General features: G+C 62.6%; 12 protein-coding genes. 4 read left to right on the forward strand and 8 right to left on the reverse strand.

From position 1 onward, the window contains the following. Positions 1-33 precede the first annotated feature (33 nt). Genes MUM_RS0118120 through MUM_RS0118130 form a run of 3 tightly spaced genes read left to right on the forward strand, consistent with a single transcriptional unit; the run spans position 34 to position 5506 of the window. Positions 34-1275, forward strand: coding sequence for an exonuclease SbcCD subunit D C-terminal domain-containing protein (locus tag MUM_RS0118120; RefSeq protein WP_010172331.1), 1242 nt, complete (start codon positions 34-36; stop codon positions 1273-1275). Next, on the forward strand, positions 1272-4910 hold the full coding sequence (locus tag MUM_RS0118125) for an AAA family ATPase (protein WP_010172334.1): 3639 nt from the start codon (positions 1272-1274) through the stop codon (positions 4908-4910). Before MUM_RS0118120 ends, MUM_RS0118125 begins: the two co-directional genes overlap by 4 nt. After that, entirely contained in the window at positions 4907-5506 is a 600-nt protein-coding gene (locus MUM_RS0118130) for a glutathione S-transferase (protein ID WP_010172336.1), read from the forward strand. Before MUM_RS0118125 ends, MUM_RS0118130 begins: the two co-directional genes overlap by 4 nt. A 129-nt stretch (positions 5507-5635) precedes the next feature. Here the strand turns inward: MUM_RS0118130 and MUM_RS0118135 are convergent, their stop codons facing one another. The 5 genes from MUM_RS0118135 to MUM_RS0118155 all read right to left on the reverse strand — a co-directional run bounded on the left by MUM_RS0118135 (position 5636) and on the right by MUM_RS0118155 (position 10980). Further along, on the reverse strand, positions 5636-5815 hold the full coding sequence (locus MUM_RS0118135) for a hypothetical protein (protein WP_003211212.1): 180 nt from the start codon (positions 5813-5815) through the stop codon (positions 5636-5638). A gap of 156 nt (positions 5816-5971) precedes the next feature. Next, entirely contained in the window at positions 5972-7147 is a 1176-nt protein-coding gene (locus tag MUM_RS0118140) for a lactonase family protein (protein WP_010172340.1), read from the reverse strand. After that, a complete protein-coding gene (locus MUM_RS0118145) occupies positions 7134-7430 on the reverse strand; it encodes a DUF5629 family protein (RefSeq protein ID WP_010172342.1) in 297 nt (98 codons plus the stop codon). The genes MUM_RS0118140 and MUM_RS0118145 overlap by 14 nt, the downstream gene beginning before the upstream one ends. Positions 7431-7548: 118 nt before the next feature. Then, positions 7549-9924, reverse strand: a complete 2376-nt coding sequence (locus MUM_RS0118150; RefSeq protein ID WP_010172344.1) for an efflux RND transporter permease subunit — start codon at positions 9922-9924, stop codon at positions 7549-7551. A 15-nt stretch (positions 9925-9939) separates the two neighbouring features. After that, the gene (locus MUM_RS0118155; protein WP_010172346.1) at positions 9940-10980 is read right to left on the reverse strand and encodes a WD40/YVTN/BNR-like repeat-containing protein; all 1041 of its coding nucleotides are present in this window, start codon (positions 10978-10980) and stop codon (positions 9940-9942) included. A 427-nt stretch (positions 10981-11407) separates the two neighbouring features. Here MUM_RS0118155 and MUM_RS0118160 point away from each other — a divergent pair, with 427 nt between their 5' ends. Next, complete coding sequence (locus MUM_RS0118160; RefSeq protein ID WP_010172347.1) at positions 11408-12523, forward strand: Gfo/Idh/MocA family protein; 1116 nt, start codon at positions 11408-11410, stop codon at positions 12521-12523. 145 nt (positions 12524-12668) lie between these two features. Here MUM_RS0118160 and MUM_RS0118165 read toward each other — a convergent pair whose 3' ends face one another. Genes MUM_RS0118165 through MUM_RS0118175 form a run of 3 tightly spaced genes read right to left on the reverse strand, consistent with a single transcriptional unit; the run spans position 12669 to position 18278 of the window. Further along, positions 12669-15782: an efflux RND transporter permease subunit gene (locus MUM_RS0118165; RefSeq protein WP_010172349.1), complete on the reverse strand. Its 3114-nt coding sequence runs from the start codon at positions 15780-15782 to the stop codon at positions 12669-12671. Beyond that, positions 15779-17047 (reverse strand): efflux RND transporter periplasmic adaptor subunit, encoded by a 1269-nt coding sequence (locus tag MUM_RS0118170; protein ID WP_010172351.1) that lies wholly within the window; start codon positions 17045-17047, stop codon positions 15779-15781. The genes MUM_RS0118165 and MUM_RS0118170 overlap by 4 nt, the downstream gene beginning before the upstream one ends. After that, on the reverse strand, positions 17040-18278 hold the full coding sequence (locus MUM_RS0118175) for a TolC family protein (RefSeq protein WP_010172353.1): 1239 nt from the start codon (positions 18276-18278) through the stop codon (positions 17040-17042). The genes MUM_RS0118170 and MUM_RS0118175 overlap by 8 nt, the downstream gene beginning before the upstream one ends. Between the last annotated feature and the right edge of the window lie 88 nt (positions 18279-18366).

Raw genomic sequence — 18366 nt, forward strand, 5'->3', positions numbered from 1 at the left:
TGAGCGGTCACCCTCTTTTTTACGGAGATCGCCTTGCGTCTGTTTCACACCTCCGACTGGCACCTTGGGCAAAACCTGCACGGCCAGGAACGCGACTTCGAACACGCCTGCTTCCTCGACTGGCTGCTGGGCCAGCTGGGCCTGCACCGCCCTGATGTGCTGCTGATCGCCGGCGATATCTTCGACACGGTCAACCCGCCGCTCAAGGCCCAGGAGCGCCTGTATGACTTCATCATCAGTGCCCACGAGCAAAACCCCGCACTGACCATCGTGATGATCGCCGGCAACCACGACTCCGGCTCGCGTATCGAATTGCCGGCGCCATTGATGCGTCGCCTGCGCACTCACGCCCTGGGCCGGGTGTTGTGGCTGGATGACGGGCAACTGGATGTGGAACGGCTGCTGATTCCATTGCCCGGCGCCGACGGTGACATCGCCGGCTGGTGCCTGGCCCTGCCCTTCCTGCGCCCCGCCGAAGTGACCGGCGCACAACTGGGGGACGATTACCTGCGGGGCATCGGCCAGGTGCATGAATGGCTGATCGCTGCCGCCAACGCCAAGCGCCAGCCGGGCCAGGCGCTGGTTGCCATCAGCCACGCGCACATGGCCGGCGGTTCGGTGTCGGAAGACTCGGAGCGCAGCCTGATCATCGGCAATGCCGAAGCACTGCCCGCCAGCCTGTTCGACGCCAGCGTCAGCTACGTGGCCCTCGGTCATTTGCACAAGCCCCAGCGGGTAAATGGCGAGGAGCGGATTCGCTACTGCGGCTCACCGATTCCGCTGTCATTCTCGGAAATCGGCTACCAGCACCAGGTCCTCGACGTGCAGCTGGACGGCGAAACCCTGGTCAGCGTCGAATCCCGGCTGATCCCCCGTTCGGTCAACCTGCAACGCCTGGAAGCCGCGCCCCTGGCCGACATCCTCAAACAACTGGGCGACCTGCCCGACATCGACCTGCTGGCCGAAACCCAGCGCCAGCCGTGGCTGGAAGTGCGGGTGCGCCTCGACGAGCCGCAACCCGACCTGCGCCAGCAAGTGGAAAATGCCCTGCAAGGCAAGGCCGTGCGCCTGGTGCGCATCGCTGCCGAATACGCCGGCAGCGGCAGCCGCGAAGACAGCCAGGAAGACCGCCTGATCGAACTCGACCAGCTCACCCCCCAGGAATTGTTCAGCCGCGCCTGGCAGGAAAGCTACGGCAGTGAGGTGGACGAACAGACCCTGAAGGACTTCGCGGTGCTGCTCCAGGAAGTGCAACAGGAGGGCGAACAGCCATGAAGATCCTCGCCATTCGCCTGAAAAACCTCGCCTCCCTGGCGGGGCCGTTTGAAATCGACTTTACCGCCGAGCCCCTGGCCAGCGCCGGGCTGTTCGCGATTACCGGGCCCACCGGCGCCGGCAAAAGTACCCTGCTCGATGCGCTGTGCCTGGCGCTGTTTGGCGCCGTGCCGCGCCTGGGCGATACCGGCCAGGCAAAAATGCCGGATGCCGACACCGATATTTCCATCGGTGACCCACGCACCCTGATTCGCCGGGGCACCGGTGGTGGTTACGCCGAAGTGGATTTTGTCGGCGTCAGTGGCCGTCGCTACCGCGCCCGCTGGGAAGCCAACCGCGCCCGGGACAAGGCCAGCGGCAAGCTGCAAGCCAGCCGGCAAAGCCTGATTGACCTGGACAGCGAGCAACTGCTGGCCAGTCAGAAAACCGAATACAAGACCCAGCTGGAACTGGCCCTGGGCCTGAACTTCGAGCAGTTCACCCGCGCCGTGTTGCTCGCCCAAAGTGAGTTCAGCGCGTTCCTCAAGGCCAACGACAACGAGCGCAGCGAACTGCTGGAAAAGCTCACCGATACCGCGCTCTACACCCAACTCGGCCGCCGCGCCTTCGACAAGGCCAAGGACGCCCGGGACGCTCACAAACACCTGCAAGACCAGGCCACCGGCGTGACCCCGCTGGCCCCGGAAGCCCGCGCCGAGCTGGACGAACAACTGGCCGCCGCCCAGCAGCAGCTCAAGACCCGGCAGGCGCAACTCAAGCAACTTGAGCTGCAGCACACCTGGCTCAAGGAACTGCGGGAATGGCAGGAACGCCAGCAAGGCGCCGTCGAGCAACTGCAACAGGCCCAGCAACACTGGGAAAGCCAGGGCCCGCAACGCCTGGACCTCAGCCGCCTGGAACAACTGGCGCCGCAACGTCACCACTTCGCCCGTCAGGCTGAACTGACGACGCAACTGCAGCCGCTCGCCGCACAGATCCAGCAGCACCTTGAGCAACAAGCCGCGCTGCACACTCGCCAGACTCAGTTGCAACAGCAACAGACGGACGTGCACGCCGCCCTCGCCCAGGCCCTGAAGCAACAAGCCGATGCCGTGCCCCTGCTGCGCCAGGCTTTCGAGGAGCAAACCACCCTCGCCCACCTGACCCGTGAGCTGGCCCGGCGCAGTGAAGAAAAACAGCGGGGCGAAGCCGCCTGCGTGGAAGGCCAGGCGACGTTGAGCGGCCTGCTCGACAAGCAAAAAGTCGTCGCCGAACGCTTGAACCGGCTGGCCGCAGAGCTTGAACGCAGCGCCGCCCTCGCGCCCTTGAGTGACGCCTGGAACGCCTACCGCGACCGCTTGCAACAGCTGATGCTGATCGGCAATCGCCTGAATAAAGGCCAGGCTGAACTGCCGCAACTGGAAGAACGCGCCACCCGTCTCGGTGAAAAATGGACCGAGCAACGTGAAGCCCTCGACCTGCTGTACCACGAAGCCGGCGCCGAGCCTCATGCGGTGGCCGAGCAGATCCAGTTGCTGGGCAGCCTGCTTCAGGACAATCGCAAACAGCATCGGGCGTTTGAAGACCTGGCGCGGCTGTGGGACAGCCATCAGCAACTGGATAAGCAGCTACAGGCATTGGGTGAGAGACTAAGTGTTGCCCAACAGCAGCGGGAAGCTCTGATACAGTCTGGATTTCAAACCAAAACAGAGCTAACAACCGCAGAACAAACCCTGACCGTCACCAAGCAACTGCTCGATCGCCAGCGCCACGCACGTAGTGAAAGCGTCGAAGAATTACGTGCAAAGCTACAGGACGATAAGCCTTGCCCGGTTTGCGGCAGTCACGAACATCCATACCATCAACCTGAAGTCCTGCTGCAAAGCATGGATCGGCACGATGAAATTGAAGAGGCCGTGGCTCAGAAGTTAGTCGACACCCTCAACAGCAAACTCATTGAGTTGCGAGGCGACTTGGGAGGAGTGAACGGCCAAATAAAGGAATTCCTGAGCCAGCAGGAACAACTTGCAGCTCAACAAAAAATCTCTTCTTCGAATCTTGAAGCCCATCCGCTGTCCGCCTCGCTGTTCAACCAGGACGCGGCCAAGCGCGATGCCTGGCTCGCCCAGCAACTGAGCCAGCTCAGCCAAAGCCTCACCCAGGACGAACAACGCCAGGGCGCCCTGCTCAACCTGCAACAAAACGCCGGGCGCATGCAGCAGCAACTGCAAGCCGCCCAGGACGCCAGCCAACAGGCCCGCCAATTGCTGATCGACCAGCAGCGGGAACTGTCCAACGACCGCGAACGCCTGGACGAAGAACTCCAAGCCTTCGCCAGCCTGTTGCCGGCCGAGACCCTCGATGGCCTGCGCAGCGAGCCGGCGGCGACCTTCATGTTGCTCGACCAGCAGGTCAGCCAGCGCCTGGAGCAACTGGATAACCAGAAAGAAGAACTGGCCGAGCAGCTACAGCGCCAGCAGGCCATCGACAAAGAACAGGACCGCCAGCAACATCGCCAGCAGCAGTTGGAGACCTTGCAAAAACAGCTCGCCGAACAAAGCACCCTGCAACAGGCCGCCGAGGAAAAACTCGCCGGTCTGCTGGGGGACAACTCCAGCGCCGAACACTGGCAGCAGCAACTGGACCAGGCCGTCGAGCAGGCGCGACAGCATGAAACCGAGGCCAACCAGCAGTTGCAGGACACCCGCAACCAACTGATCCAGCTGGCCGCCGACCTCAAGTCGCTGCAAGAGCGCCAACAGTCTCTGGATGCCGAGCATCTGGCCCTCACCACGCGCCTGAGCGAATGGCGTGCCTTGCACCCGGAACTCGATGACGCCGGCCTGGCACGCCTGGTGGCCTTCGATGAACCGCAGGTGGCCGAGCTGCGCCAGCAACTGCAACACAGCGAAAAAGCCATCGAGCAGGCCAAGGTGTTGCTGCAGGAGCGCGAACAGCGGCTCAAGGATCACCAGGCGCTGCACAACGGCAACCTTGAAGCCGGGCAACTGGACAGCGCATTGGCCGAACTCAATGCCGCTCTGGCCATTGGCGAAAAACACTGCGCCGAACTGCGCGCCCAACAAGCCGATGACCAGCGTCGCCAGGATGCCAACCAGGCGTTGGCAGCCGAGATCGCCAAGGCTTACGAAGAATGGCAACGCTGGGCGCGCCTGAATGCGCTGATTGGTTCGGCCACCGGCGATACCTTCCGCAAGATCGCCCAGGCCTACAACCTCGACCTGCTGGTGCACCACGCCAACGTGCAACTGCGCCAACTGGTGCGCCGCTACCGCCTGAAACGCGGCGGCAGCATGCTGGGTTTGCTGGTGCTCGACACGGAGATGGGCGACGAACTGCGCTCGGTGCACTCGTTGTCCGGCGGCGAGACGTTCCTGGTGTCGTTGGCCCTGGCCTTGGGCCTGGCGTCGATGGCGTCCAGCACGCTGAAGATCGAATCGCTGTTTATCGACGAAGGCTTTGGCAGTCTCGACCCCGAATCCCTGCAACTGGCGATGGATGCCCTCGACGGCTTGCAGGCCCAGGGCCGCAAGGTGGCGGTGATTTCCCATGTGCAGGAAATGCACGAGCGGATTCCGGTGCAGATTCAAGTCAAGCGCCAGGGCAATGGCTTGAGCACCCTGGAGGTCAAGTGAGCGACGTGGTGTTGTATTCGTTCCGCCGCTGCCCGTATGCCATGCGGGCGCGAATGGCCCTGCGGTACTCGGGGGTGGCGGTGCAGATCATCGAGGTCAGCCTCAAGGCCAAGCCGGCTGAAATGCTCGCGTTGTCACCCAAGGGCACGGTGCCGGTGCTGAGTGTGGAGGGCCGGGTGATCGATGAGAGCCTGGCAATTATGCGCTGGGCGCTGGCGCAGCATGATCCTGAGGGGTGGTTGCTTGAGGATGATGGGGCGACGCAGGCGCTGATTGACGAGAACGATCAGGGTTTCAAGTATCAATTGAATCGATACAAGTATGCCGAGCGTTATCCGGAGCAGCCGATGGAGGTTTATCGGGCCGAGGGTGAGGTGTTTTTGTTGAAGCTGGAGGGGTTGCTGGCTGAGCGAGAGTATTTGCTGGCCGGGCACTTGAGCCTGGCGGATGTGGCACTGGCGCCGTTTGTGCGGCAGTTCGCCCATGTGGATCGGGAGTGGTTTGCCCGGGCGCCGTATCCGCGGTTGCAGGCGTGGTTGCAGCGGTTTCTGGAGTCGCCGTTGTTTGTCGCGGTGATGGCAAAACCCCAGGCTTAACACGATTAATGTGGGAGCTGGCTTGCCTGCGATAGCGGTGCATCAGTCGACCAATCTGTTACTAATAAACCGCTATCGCAGGCAAGCCAGCTCCCACATTTGATCTTCAGCGTTTGATGAAACTAACGCTCAGTTCTGGATTTTGTGGTCCAGCGCTGCGTAGAAGTTGGCGCTTTGTTGCAGGTATTTCTGGGTGTAGGCACTGGTGCTGGTTTTTTTGCTGCTGATCTCGACGCTGGCGCTGGCAGGCAACGCAACAGTGGCGGAAACAGCAGAAGCGGCGATGATCGAGAAGAGATTGAAGTTCATGTCGGTAACCCTTGTGTTCGGTTGGCTGGGTGGCCTGTGCTGGCCTTGGAACCAAACTTACGCCCGAGGGGTTAGCCTTAGAAATTCATTGAACCACTAGCCGCTATTAATACGATTAATACAAGGGGTCAGGCCCCGCATGGCGGGGCCTGTGGCTTAGTGTCGCACCAGGAACTTGAGGTCGCTGGGGGCATCAATCGCCAGTTTCTGCACGGTTTTGCCCAACAGGCCGGTCTTGGGGTCGCGCTCGACGACCACAATCTCGTTGCTCTTCTGGTTGGCAATCAGCAGGAACTTGCCGCTGGGGTCCAGGGCGAATTCCCGGGGATGATCACCTTCCACCGAGCGGCGCTGGATCTCCTTCAACTGCGCGGTGGCGGGGTCAATGGCAAACACCAGCATCTGGTTGGCGGTGCCACGGTTGCTCACGTAGAGGAACTTGCCGTCGCTTGAGGTGTGCAACGCGGCACCAGCCTTGTCGGACACCGGCTGGCCGTCCGCAAAGTTGACCAGTTGCTTCTGGGTCAGCTTGCCCTCGTTGTAGTCGAACACCGCCACTTGCGCGCTCATCTCGGTGGTCAGCCAGGCGTGCTTGCCATCCGCGGTGAACAGCAGGTGCCGCGGGCCGCTGCCCGGAGGCAGTTGCACAAACGCAGGGTCGGCCGGGGTCAGCGGCAGTTCATGGTTGGCCTTCGGGTCGTAGTGGTAGGCAAAGATCTTGTCCGCACCCAGGTCCTGGACAAACACGTATTTGCCGTCCGGCGAAGACACCACCGAATGCACATGGTTGGACGCCTGGCGTTCAGGGTTGACCCGGCTGGCCGGGTGCCCGCTCAGTTGCACCGGCGGCGACAGCTTGCCTTCGGCGTCCACCGGCAACACCGCCAGGCTTCCGCCCGGGTCTTCCAGCACCGAATAGTTGGCCACGAACAAGTAGCGCCCGTCACTGGCCAGGCTGGAATGGGTCGGCTCGTTACCGAGGCTCTGCACCTGGTTGATCAGGGTCAGTTGATGGTTTTTCGGGTCGATGCTGTAACTGCTCACGCGCCCTACCGGGTCTTTTTGCCCCGGGCCGTTTTCATTCACCACAAACAGGTGCTTCTGGTCTTTGGACAGGGTCAGCCACGACGGGTTGGCCGCCTTGGCGGCGAGCACCGGCTGGCCGCTGAACTGCCCGGTGCGGCTGTCGAACTGCAGGCGGTAGATACCTTCGCTGGTGCCGGCGGTGTAGCTGCCCACCAGCAACTCAAAGGTGTCTACCGGCGCGGCCTGGACCGACATCGCACCTACGCTGCCGGCCATCAGCAGGGGCCAGAATTTACGCATCATCATCCGCTTCATCCTCGTCATTATTGTTGCCGGTGACGCCGCTCATGCAGACCAGGCGGTGTTCGCCCGAGTCACCGGTAAGGGTCCAGCTTTGCAAGGTTTGATCAAAGGTCGCCGCCTTGACCTGCTCCAGGCTGAAACTCCAGCGCTTCTCGGCACGACCGTCCATGCAGATGATCAGTAACTTCTGGTCATCCAGGCTGAAATCGAAGGTATGCAGGCCATCGATTTCGACCATCTGGCAGTCTTCAAACGCGTTGAGCAAGGTAGCGGTGTCGGCAGTCATAACCATCAATCATCAAGAGGAAAGACCTCATGATAGGTCAAATCGTTGCATCGGCCTAAGCCCGCGCAATGCAAAACGCCGTGGCACAGGCCACGGCGTTTTGGCAAACAGCGATGGATCAGTGGGCAAACAACGAATTGCCCTTCTGCCCCGCCAGCTTCTCGGGTTTGATCAGGAAGCGTGCCAGCGCCGGCAACAGCCACAGCGCGCCGAACATGTTCCACAGCAGCATGAAGGTCAGCATCAGGCCCATGTCGGCCTGGAACTTGATGGCCGAGAAGATCCAGGTGCACACGCCGATGGCCAGGCACAGGCCGGTGAACAGCACGGCTTTACCGGTGGACTTGAGGGTCTGGTAATACGCTTCCTGCAACGGCAGGCCGGCCCGCAGGAAACTCTCCAGGCGGCTGTAGATGTAGATGCCGTAGTCCACGCCAATCCCCACGCCCAGCGCCACCACCGGCAAGGTCGCGACCTTGACGCCGATGCCCATGAACGCCATCAGTGCGTTGCCCAGCACCGAGGTCAGCACCAGCGGCAGCACGATGCACAGGGTCGCCGCCCAGGAACGGAAGGTGATCATGCACATGGTGGCCACGCACAGGTACACCAGGATCAGGATGGTCAGCTCGGATTCCTTGATCACCTCGTTGGTGGCCGCCTCGATCCCGGCGTTACCGGCGGCGAGGATGAATTCCAGGCCGTCCTTGTTGTTCTCCCTGGCGAAGTCCTGCACCGCATGCACCGCGCGGTCGAGGGTCTCGGCCTTGTGGTCGTTGAGAAACACCAGTACCGGCGCCAGGGAGCAGTTGTTGTTGTACAGGCCATCGGCGCGGGCGATGGAGTTGTTCAGCACGTCAGGGTTGCGCGACAGGGTTTCCCATTTCAGGTTGCCCTCGTTCATGCCCTTGATCATCTGCTTGGACACGGTCACCAACGAGATGGCCGATTGCACGCCCTCGGTGTTCTGCATCTTCCACATCAACTGGTCGATGGGTGCCATGGCTTCATAGCGCGAGCAGCCTTCCGGCGGTGTCTTGACCATCACCACCAGTACGTCGGAGCTGGTGGAGTAGTTGCTGATGATGAAGTTGTTGTCTTTATTGTAGCGCGAGTCCGGGCGCAGCTCCGGGGCGCCCTGGTCGAGGTCGCCGATTTTCAGGTTCTGGCTGTACCAGAGGCCGCCACCGAAGGCGACCAGTGCCAGGGCGATCGACACCGGGGCAACTTTGGGGCTGGCGAACTTCGACAGCAGGCGCCAGAACGGGTGTTCGCGGTGCGCATCCTTCTTGCTCTTGGCGATGGCGCGCTTGCTGATGCCCACATAGGAGATCGCCACCGGCAGCAGGATCAGGTTGGTGAACACGATGACCGCCACCCCCACCGAGGCGCCGATGGCCAGTTCGCGGATCACGCCGATGTCGATGATCAGCAGCGTGATAAAACCGACCGCATCGGCGAGGATCGCGATCATGCCGGGCAGGAACAGCTGGCGGAAGGTACGCCGGGCCGCGGTCAGGGCGTTGTCGGCATCGCTGGATTGCAGGGCGATGCCGTTGATCTTCTGCACACCGTGGGAAATGCCGATGGCGAAGATCAGGAACGGCACCAGCATCGAGTAGGGATCCAGCCCGAAACCCAGGGCATGCATCAACCCAAGCTGCCAGATAACCGCCACCAGCGTGGTGCTCAACACCGCGACGGTACTGCGCAGGCAGTTGGTAAACCACAGCAGCAGCACCAGGGTGATGACGAAGGCGATACCGAAGAACATCACCACCATCACCAGGCCGTCGATCAGGTCGCCCACCTTCTTGGCAAACCCGACGATGTGGATCTTGACGTTGGGGTTCTGCGCTTCGAACTTGTCGCGGATCTTGTCTTCGAGTTCATGGGAGAACTTGCGGTAGTCCAGGGCCAGCAACTTGCCCTGGTCCTGTGGGTCCGGGTAGGACTCCAGCAGCGGAATGTCGACGATGCTCGACTTGAAATCGTTGGCCACCAGCCGCCCGACCTGCCCGGACTTGAGCACGTTGTTGCGCAGCTGGTCGAGGCTTTCCGGCGAGCCGTTGTAGCTCTGCGGGATCACTTCGCCGCCGGCAAAGCCTTCCTCGGTGACTTCAGTCCAGCGCACGCTGGGGCTCCACAGGGACTTGAGCCCGGAGCGGTCGACGCCGGAGATGTAGAACACCTCGTCGTTGATCTGGCGCAGGGTCTCCATGTACTCCTTCGTGAAGATGTCACCGTCCTTGGCTTCCACCGAAATGCGCACCGTGTTGCCCAGGTTCGCCAGGTCGTTGCGGTGTTCCATCATCTTCTCGATGAAGGGGTGCTTCAGCGGGATCATTTTTTCGAAGCTGGTGGACGGGCGAATCAACGTCGCCTGCCAGAACAGGAAAATGCTCACCAACAGGCAGAGGGTGATCACTGCCGGGCGGTTATTGAAAATCAGGCGCTCGAGAAACGTGGCCTTGTCGTTGTGATGACTGCTCATGCTGTCCCCGCCTTCTTATTGTTTTATCAGCTCGGCACCGGTCGGCGTTGCGACGCGAACGCCACCCTGCCCCACCAGAATCAAGTTGCCGTTGCCCGCCGCCGTGACCGCCGACAGCGAAATGCGGTCCGGGCGATTGAATACGCTGAAGGTCAGGCCGTCGTCGTGGCTGACCACTACGCTGCCGCCGTTGCCCACCACCACGATGGAGCCATCGTCCAGCAGGGTCGCCCCCGACAGGCCGAACTCCAGCGCGCCACGGGTGGCGTTCAACTCCACCGGCTCCCAGGTGCTGCCAAAATCCGTGGAGCGAAACAGGTTGCCGCGCAGGCCGTAGGCCAACAGGGTTTGCGCCTGGGCGGTGCCGATCACGCCGAACAGCGAACCCTCGTAGGGGCCTTCGAGTTTTTCCCAGGTTTGCCCCTCGTCAGGGGAGCGGAACATGCTGCCCTGCTCACCGACGATAAACAGCCCGGCGTCTTTGACGTGGGCGATGGCGTTGAGGTGGTATTGGTCTTCGTTGTCGAGGCGGTCGCTGACGTCGTCCCAGGTTTTGCCGCCGTCGGTGGTTTCGATCAGCGCACCATAGGCGCCCACGGCAAAGCCGTTGCTGGCGTCCTTGAACCAGACGTCGAGCAGCGGCGCTTCGCGCTTGAGGTCCTGGAATTGCTGGGTCCAGGTCAGGCCGCCATCGGTGCTGGCGAGGATCTGTGCGTCATGGCCCACCGCCCAGCCGTGTTGGTCGTCGGCGAAAAACACCGCCGTCAGCAGTTGCCGGGTGGGCACTTTGGCTTGGGTCCAGGTGGCGCCCTGGTCGTCGGAATAGAGAATGTGCCCGCGATCACCAACCGCCACCAGGCGTTTGCCTGCGTGCACCACGTCGATCATCAGGCTTTTGGCAGCCTTGGGGGAATCAATGGCAAACACCGCGGCGGCGGTGGTTTCGGTGGCGGCGTGGGCGGGTGTCGACAACGCGACAGCCCCCAGCAACGAGAGCGCTGTGGCCAGCAATGCGACCCTGCGCGTGGCCTTCGGGCGGAAAAACACCACACCCATGACAGGCTCACTCATAGACCTTTCTCCCATTTATTATTGTTAGGTCGTCTTGCCGTTCGGAGCCCTGAAACCTGCAATCTAGAGCGCCTTGGGGAAGCTGGGCCATCCTAGCGGGCTTTGGAATCGTCTGACAATCGGCGCTACGTTATGTTTTGTTAACTGGAGGCCGTTAAGCCGGTGCTGAATGTAACGTTATCAGCAGCGGTGATTCGTGGAGGGGGCTGTTGTGGCGAGGGAGCTTGCTCCCGCTGGGCTGCGCAGCGGCCCCAATATCTTGGGAGTGCTTCGCACTCCAGCGGGAGCAAGCTCCCTCGCCACGGAGTGCAGTGTGACCTTCGGGAATGAATTTTTATTCTATCTATTGAATATTGGGAATATTTATTCCATAAATAGGCTTCTGACAACAATAATTCGAAGGAACCTGGCGATGCGCGAACTCGGAATCGGCCTGATTGGCACAGGCTTTATGGGGCGTGCCCACGCCCTGGCGTTCAATAACGCGCGGGCGGTGTTCGAGCTGCCGGTGAAGCTCACCCTGGCCGCTCTGGCCGATGCCGATACCGAACGCGCGACCCGTTGCGCCGCGGACTGGGGGTTTGCCCGGGCCCATGGCGACTGGCAGCAATTGATCGACGACCCCAAGGTGGATGTGGTCGCCATCACCACCCCCAATCATCTGCACTACCCGATGGCCATGGCGGCGCTGGCGGCGGGCAAGGCGGTGTATTGCGAGAAACCGCTGGCGGTCAGCCTGGAGCAGGCGAGCGCCATGCGTGATGCCGCACGCAAGGCCGGGGTGGTGACGCGGGTGGGTTACAACTATCAGCACAACCCGATGATTGGCTTGGCCCGGCAGTTGATCGACAGCGGTGAGTTGGGGGAGATCATCAGTTTCCAGGGGGAATTCAGCGAGGATTTCATGGCGGATGCAGCGTCGCCCTGGTCGTGGCGCTGTGAGGTCGGGCATGCCGGCGGTGCGTTGGCGGATTTGGGCAGCCACTTGCTGTCCATGGCGCGCTATTTGGTGGGGGATGTGCTGAGTGTGTGTGCCGATACGCAGACGGTGCATGGGCAGCGACCTGCCACCGCCGGGAGCGAGACGCTGCGGGAGATTGCGGTGGATGATCAGGTGCATGCGTTGTTGCGCTTTGCCAATGGCGCGCGGGGGACGGTGAGCAGTAGTTGGCTCAAGCATGGGTATAAGAACCACCTGAGCTTTGAGATCAGTGGCACGCGGGGCACGTTGTTGTTTGATCAGGAACGGTTGAATGAATTGCAGCTGTTTCGGGTTAGGCAGGAGGGGTTTCAGCGGCTGTTGGCGGGTCCTTCGTTGCCGGGGTACGCGGCGTTCAGTCCGGCGCCGGGGCATCAGTTGGGGTACAACGAGTTGAAGACCCTGGAGGTGCATGAGTTGTTGATGGCGTTGGCTGGCAAGGGCAGCGACGGGACGGATTTTGCGGCGGCGTGGGAGGTTGAGCGGCTGGCGACGGCGATTCGCCTGGCGGCTCGGGAGGAACGCTGGGTAAGGATTGAGGAGGTCTGAACTTGTAGAGGATTAAATGTGGCGAGGGAGCTTGCTCCCGCTGGGGCGCGAAGCGGCCCCGAAAAATGGGCCTGCTGCGCAGTCCAACGGGAGCAAGCTCCCTCGCCACAGGTTATGTGTAAGCCATCAGGTTATGTGTAAGCCATCAGGTTCGGGGGCGGCGCATCAGGCGGTACGCCGCCGGGATGACGAACAGTGAGAGCAGCGGTGCCGTGAGCATGCCGCCGATCATGGGCGCGGCAATTCGGCTCATGACTTCGCTGCCGGTGCCGCCGCCCAACAAAATCGGCAGCAAGCCGGCGATGATCACGGCCACGGTCATCGCCTTGGGGCGCACGCGCAGTACGGCGCCTTCGGTGATGGCGTCCAGCAACGCCTGGTCCCCTTCTCCCTGGCGTTCAGCCCAGGCGTTTTTCAGGTACAGCAGCATGATCACGCCGAACTCCGCCGATACCCCCGCCAACGCAATAAACCCGACACCGGTGGCCACCGACAAATTGAAGCCCAGCCAGTACAACAACCACACCCCACCGGTCAGCGCAAACGGCAACGTGGCGAGGATCAGCAGCGCTTCATCCACCCGGCGGAACGTCAGGTACAGCAATACGAAGATGATCAGCAAAGTCGCCGGCACCACCAGTTTCAGGCGCTCATTGGCCCGCTCCAGGAACTCGAACTGCCCCGAATAGCTGAGGCTCATGCCCGGTTGCAACTGCACCTGCCGGTTGATCGCCTCACGCAAGTCCTTCACCACCGACGCCAGGTCGCGGTCGCGCACGTCGATGTACACCCACCCGGAAGGCCGGGCGTTTTCGCTCTTGAGCATGGGCGGGCCTTCGGTGACCTTGATCCTCGCCACGGTGCCCAGGGTGATCTGGCTGCCCGACGGCGTGTAGATCGGCAGGTTGCCCAGCGCGCTCACCGAGTCGCGCCATTCCTTCGGGTAACGCAAGTTGATGGGAAACCGCGCCAGCCCTTCGACCGTCTCGCCGATGTTTTCACCGCCAATCGCCCCGGAGACGATGGACTGCACATCGGTGATGTTCAGGCCATAACGGGCGGCGGCCGGGCGGTCGATATCCACGTCGATGTAGCGCCCGCCCGTCAGGCGTTCAGCCAGGGCCGAGCTGACGCCGGGCACCGTCTTGGCGACCTTTTCCACGGCCTGGGTCACGGCGTCGATCTGCATCAGGCTGGTACCTGCGACCTTCACGCCAATCGGGCTCTTGACCCCGGTGGCGAGCATGTCGATGCGGTTGCGGATCGGCGGAATCCAGATATTGGTCAGCCCCGGCACCTGCACCACACGGTCGAGTTCCTTCACCAGTTTTTCCGGGGTCATGCCCGGGCGCCATTGGTCTCGCGGCTTGAACTCGATGGTGGTTTCGAACATTTCCAGCGGCGCCGGGTCGGTGGCGGTTTCCGCGCGACCAGCCTTGCCGAACACATGGGCAACTTCCGGCACGCTCTTGATCAGGCGGTCGGTACGCTGCAACAAGGCACCGGCTGTTTGCGTCGACAACCCCGGCAGCGCCGAAGGCATGTACAGCAGGTCGCCCTCATCCAGCGGCGGCAGGAATTCACCGCCCAGGTGCGACACCGGCCACAGCGCACTGGCGACCATTAACAACGCCACCAGCAAGGTTATCCGCGGCCAGCGCAATACGGCTTCCAGGGCCGGCTGATAGAGCCTGATCAGGCCGCGATTCAGCGGGTTGCGTTGCTCGTCGGGAATGCGCCCGCGAATCCAGTAACCCATCAGCACCGGAATCAGGGTCACCGACAACCCCGCCGCTGCGGCCATGGCGTAGGTCTTGGTGTAGGCCAGCGGCCCGAACAACCGGCCTTCCTGGGCTTGCAGGGTGAACACCGGGATAAACGACAAGGTGATGATCAGCAGGCAGAAAAACAGCGCAGGCCCCACCTCCACCGCTGCATCGGTGATGACTTTCCAGTGTTCTTCACCCTTCAATTCCTGGTTCGTATGCGCGTGGTGCCAGGCCTCGATCTTCTTGTGGGCGTTCTCGATCATCACCACCGCGCCATCGACCATCGCGCCGATGGCAATCGCAATCCCGCCCAGGGACATGATGTTGGCGTTGATCCCCTGGAAACGCATCACGATAAAAGCCATCAACACCCCCACCGGCAACGAGATGATCGCCACCAGGGAGGAGCGCAGGTGCCACAGGAAGATCCCGCACACCAGCGCCACCACCAGGAACTCCTCCAGCAGCTTGTGGCTGAGGTTGTCCACGGCGCGGTCGATCAGTTTGCTGCGATCGTAAGTGGTGACGATTTCCACGCCGGGCGGCAGGCTGGTTTTCAGTTGCTCCAGCTTGCTCTTGACCGCCGCGATGGCCTCGCGAGCGTTCTTGCCACTGCGCAGGATCACCACGCCGCCCACCGCCTCGCCTTCACCGTCCAGCTCGCTGATGCCCCGGCGCATGTCCGGGCCCAGCTGGATCGTCGCCACGTCCCCGAGGGTCACCGGCACGTTGTTGGCGTCGAGCCGCAGGGGAATGGCGCGGAAGTCCTCCAGGGTTTTCAGGTACCCGGAGGCGCGCACCATGTATTCCGACTCGCCCATGTTCAGCACCGAGCCGCCGGTTTCCTGATTCGCCTTGCCGATGGCCTCCACCACTTGCGCCTGGGTGATAGCGCGACTGGCCAGGGCCAGCGGGTCGATCTGCACCTGGTATTGCTTGACCTGGCCGCCAATGGTTGCCACTTCGGCGACGTTGGGCAGGGTCTTGAGTTCGAACTTGAGGAACCAGTCCTGCAACGAGCGCAACTGCGCCAGGTCATGTTTTCCGGTGCGGTCCACCAGGGCGTACTGGTAGATCCAGCCGACACCGGTGGCATCCGGGCCCAGCGCCGGCTTGGCTGACGCCGGCAAGCGCGCCTGCAATTGGCTCAGGTATTCCAGCACCCGCGAGCGCGCCCAATACAGGTCGGTGCCTTCGTCAAACAGCACGTAGACGTAGCTGTCGCCGAAGAACGAAAAGCCGCGCACGGTCTTCGCCCCCGGCACCGAGAGCATGGTGGTGGTCATCGGGTAGGTGACCTGGTTCTCGACAATCTGCGGCGCCTGGCCCGGGTACGGCGTGCGGATGATCACCTGCACATCCGACAGGTCCGGTAAGGCGTCCACCGGCGTGTTCTGGATCGACCACAGACCCCAGGCCGTGACAAACAGCGTGGCCAGCAACACCAGAAAACGGTTGGCCACCGACCAGCGAATCAACAGGGCGATCATGGCCGGGCTCCCGGTTGCAGGCTCATGCCGTCCATGGAGGCATCGTTTTTAAAACCGTCGGACGCCGGAGCGGTAATTCCCCTCAAACTTGCGTCAGAATCCAGCAGGAATTGACCCGAGGCGACCACCTGCTGGCCTTCCTGCAAGCCGGCGACGATCACGCTCTGGTCCTGGTTTTCCGCGCCCACCTGGACCTCCACCGGGCGGTAACGTCCGCCCTCCTCGGCCACCATCACCAGCACGCGTTTGCCGGTGCGAATCAATGCCTCGCTCGGCAGCAACAGCACCGATTGGCCGGTGGATTGAGCGAGGCGCACCTGGGCGGTCATGCCAGGCCGCAACCGGCCGTCAGGGTTGGGCAACTCGACCCGAACCTGCACCGTGCGGCTGTCCAGGGCGGTGGCCGGCAGAATCGCCGCGACGGTGCCTTTAACGACTTGCCCCGGCAACCCGACAAAACGACTCTCGACAGTTTGCCCAACGGCCAGCTCTGCACCCTGGGCTTCAGGCACGGCGACTTGCAGCCACACGGTGCCCAGGCCATTGACCCGCGCCAGGGTTTGGCCGGCCGCGACGGTCATGCCTTCGCGCACGTCCAGGGTTTGCAACGCGCCGCCCAACGGGCTGGTAATGGTCATCACCGATTGCACCCGGCCGCTGCGCTCCATTTGCGCGATCAACCCGGCGGGCATGCCACTCAGGCGCAGGCGTTGGCGGGCGGCGGCCAACAGGCCGGGATCGCTGTGGCGCAGGGCCAGGAACTCTTCCTGAGCGGCGGCCCATTCCGGCACCAGAATGTCGGCGAGGGGCGCGTCAGCCTTAAGCACATCACCCGGCGCCCGGGCGTAAACCCGCTCGACAAATCCCGCACCGCGCGCCTGCACCACCGCCACATCGCGGTCGTTGAAGGCAACAATCCCCGACAGTTCAAGGCTCGACGCCAACACGCCACGACTGACACTCACCAGCCGTACGCCGATGTTCTGGGTCAGGCTCGGATCGATACTGATCGCCGCCGTATCCGCAGCCGCGCCCTGCTCACCGCCATAACGCGGCACCAACTGCATGTCCATAAAGGGCGACTTGCCCGGCTTGTCGAACTTTTGCTGCGGGTACATCGGGTCGTACCAGTACAGCGCCTTTTTCTCGTCCGGCGCCTGCATCGCGCCGGTCATGGCCGGTTTCTGTGCCAGCCAGTAGCCGCCACCCAGCCCCAACAGCAACACACCGCCCAGCAGCGCCGCGTTCACGATTCGGTTATTCATTGGCGGGTTCCCCGTAAGCGAAATACAGCTGGGCGCCGGTCAGGGCGCGCTGCTCAATGGCATCAATCTGTTTGAAGCGTGCCTCGACCCACTCGCGGCGGGCGCTGACCACGTTCATCAGGTCGCCCTTGCCCGCGCGGTAACCCGCCAGGCTCAGGGCTACCTTCTCCTCGGCCAGCGGCACCAGGCTGTCCTGGCTGCGCTGCACGGCGCGGTCCAGGCGCTGATAGTTGGCCAGGTCGTCTTCGAGTTCCTGGGTGTGTTCACGGGTCTTGGCTTCGCGCTCGGCGTCCAGCTGGTCGAGTTGAGCCTGCTTGGCGGCGATGCCGGGGTTCTGCCGGCGACCGGGGAAGATCGGTAGGTCGAAGGTGAATTGCAGGCTGACCATGTCACCGTATTCGCGGCCACGGTGCTGGTAGTCCACCTCCCAACTCCAGTCCGAAGTCTTCTGCGCCTTGGCCTCGTTCAGCCGGGCTTCGGCCTCGCGGGTACGCGGCACAAAGGCTTGCAGCTCCGGGTGCTGGTGCAGGTTGTGGGTGAAGCCGTGGGTGTCGATTGTCCAGTTCGGTAACTGGCCGCTGGGGGCTTCGCTGGCGGCGGGTCCGATCCAGCGCTTGAGGGCTGCGCGAGCCTGGGCCCGTTGCTGGGTCAGCTCGTCCTCACGCTCGGCAAGGTCGGCGGCTTCCTGCCGGGGGATCACGGCGTCGGACGGCTGGCCACGGCCACCGGCCAATTGCGCCCGCACGGTGTCTTGCAGCAGGCGATTCTGCTGATAGAAGTCCTTGAACAGCGCTTCCTTGCGCTCCACCGCATAGGCGCGAATCCACGCCTGGGCAGTGGCCTGGCGCACGTTCAGGCGTTCGATCCGGCCTTCGGCGGCCGCTGTGTCTACGCTGGCCGAGGCCAACGCCACCCGCGCCTTGCGCTTGTCGCGGCTGGGCACTTGTTGCTGGATACCGATCATTTGCTCGGTCATGTCATCGCCATACAGCGTGCCGCGATTGGGCCCGCCAATGGGGAAATTTTGCAGGCCCAGCACCAGTTTCGGGTCCGGCAGTTCGCCTGCCGGAATCGCCGCCTGGGTGGCAGCCTGCAATTTTGCGGATTCAGCCGCCAGCGACGGCGCGTTGTTTTGCGCCAGGCGCAGGGCTTCATCCAGGGTCAGCGCAGACGCCAGCGTCGGCCACGCCAGCACGCCCACCACCAGGGCACGCACGCATAGGGAATTCATCTTGAAGGTTCCTGTTCTGTTGCGCTGCGCACCGCTTTACGCGGCCCACAGCAAGGCCATCCCGGGTCAGGGACGAGTCTTCAGGTGC

It is taken from the genome of Pseudomonas sp. PAMC 25886, assembly GCF_000242655.1.
Lineage (GTDB): Bacteria > Pseudomonadota > Gammaproteobacteria > Pseudomonadales > Pseudomonadaceae > Aquipseudomonas.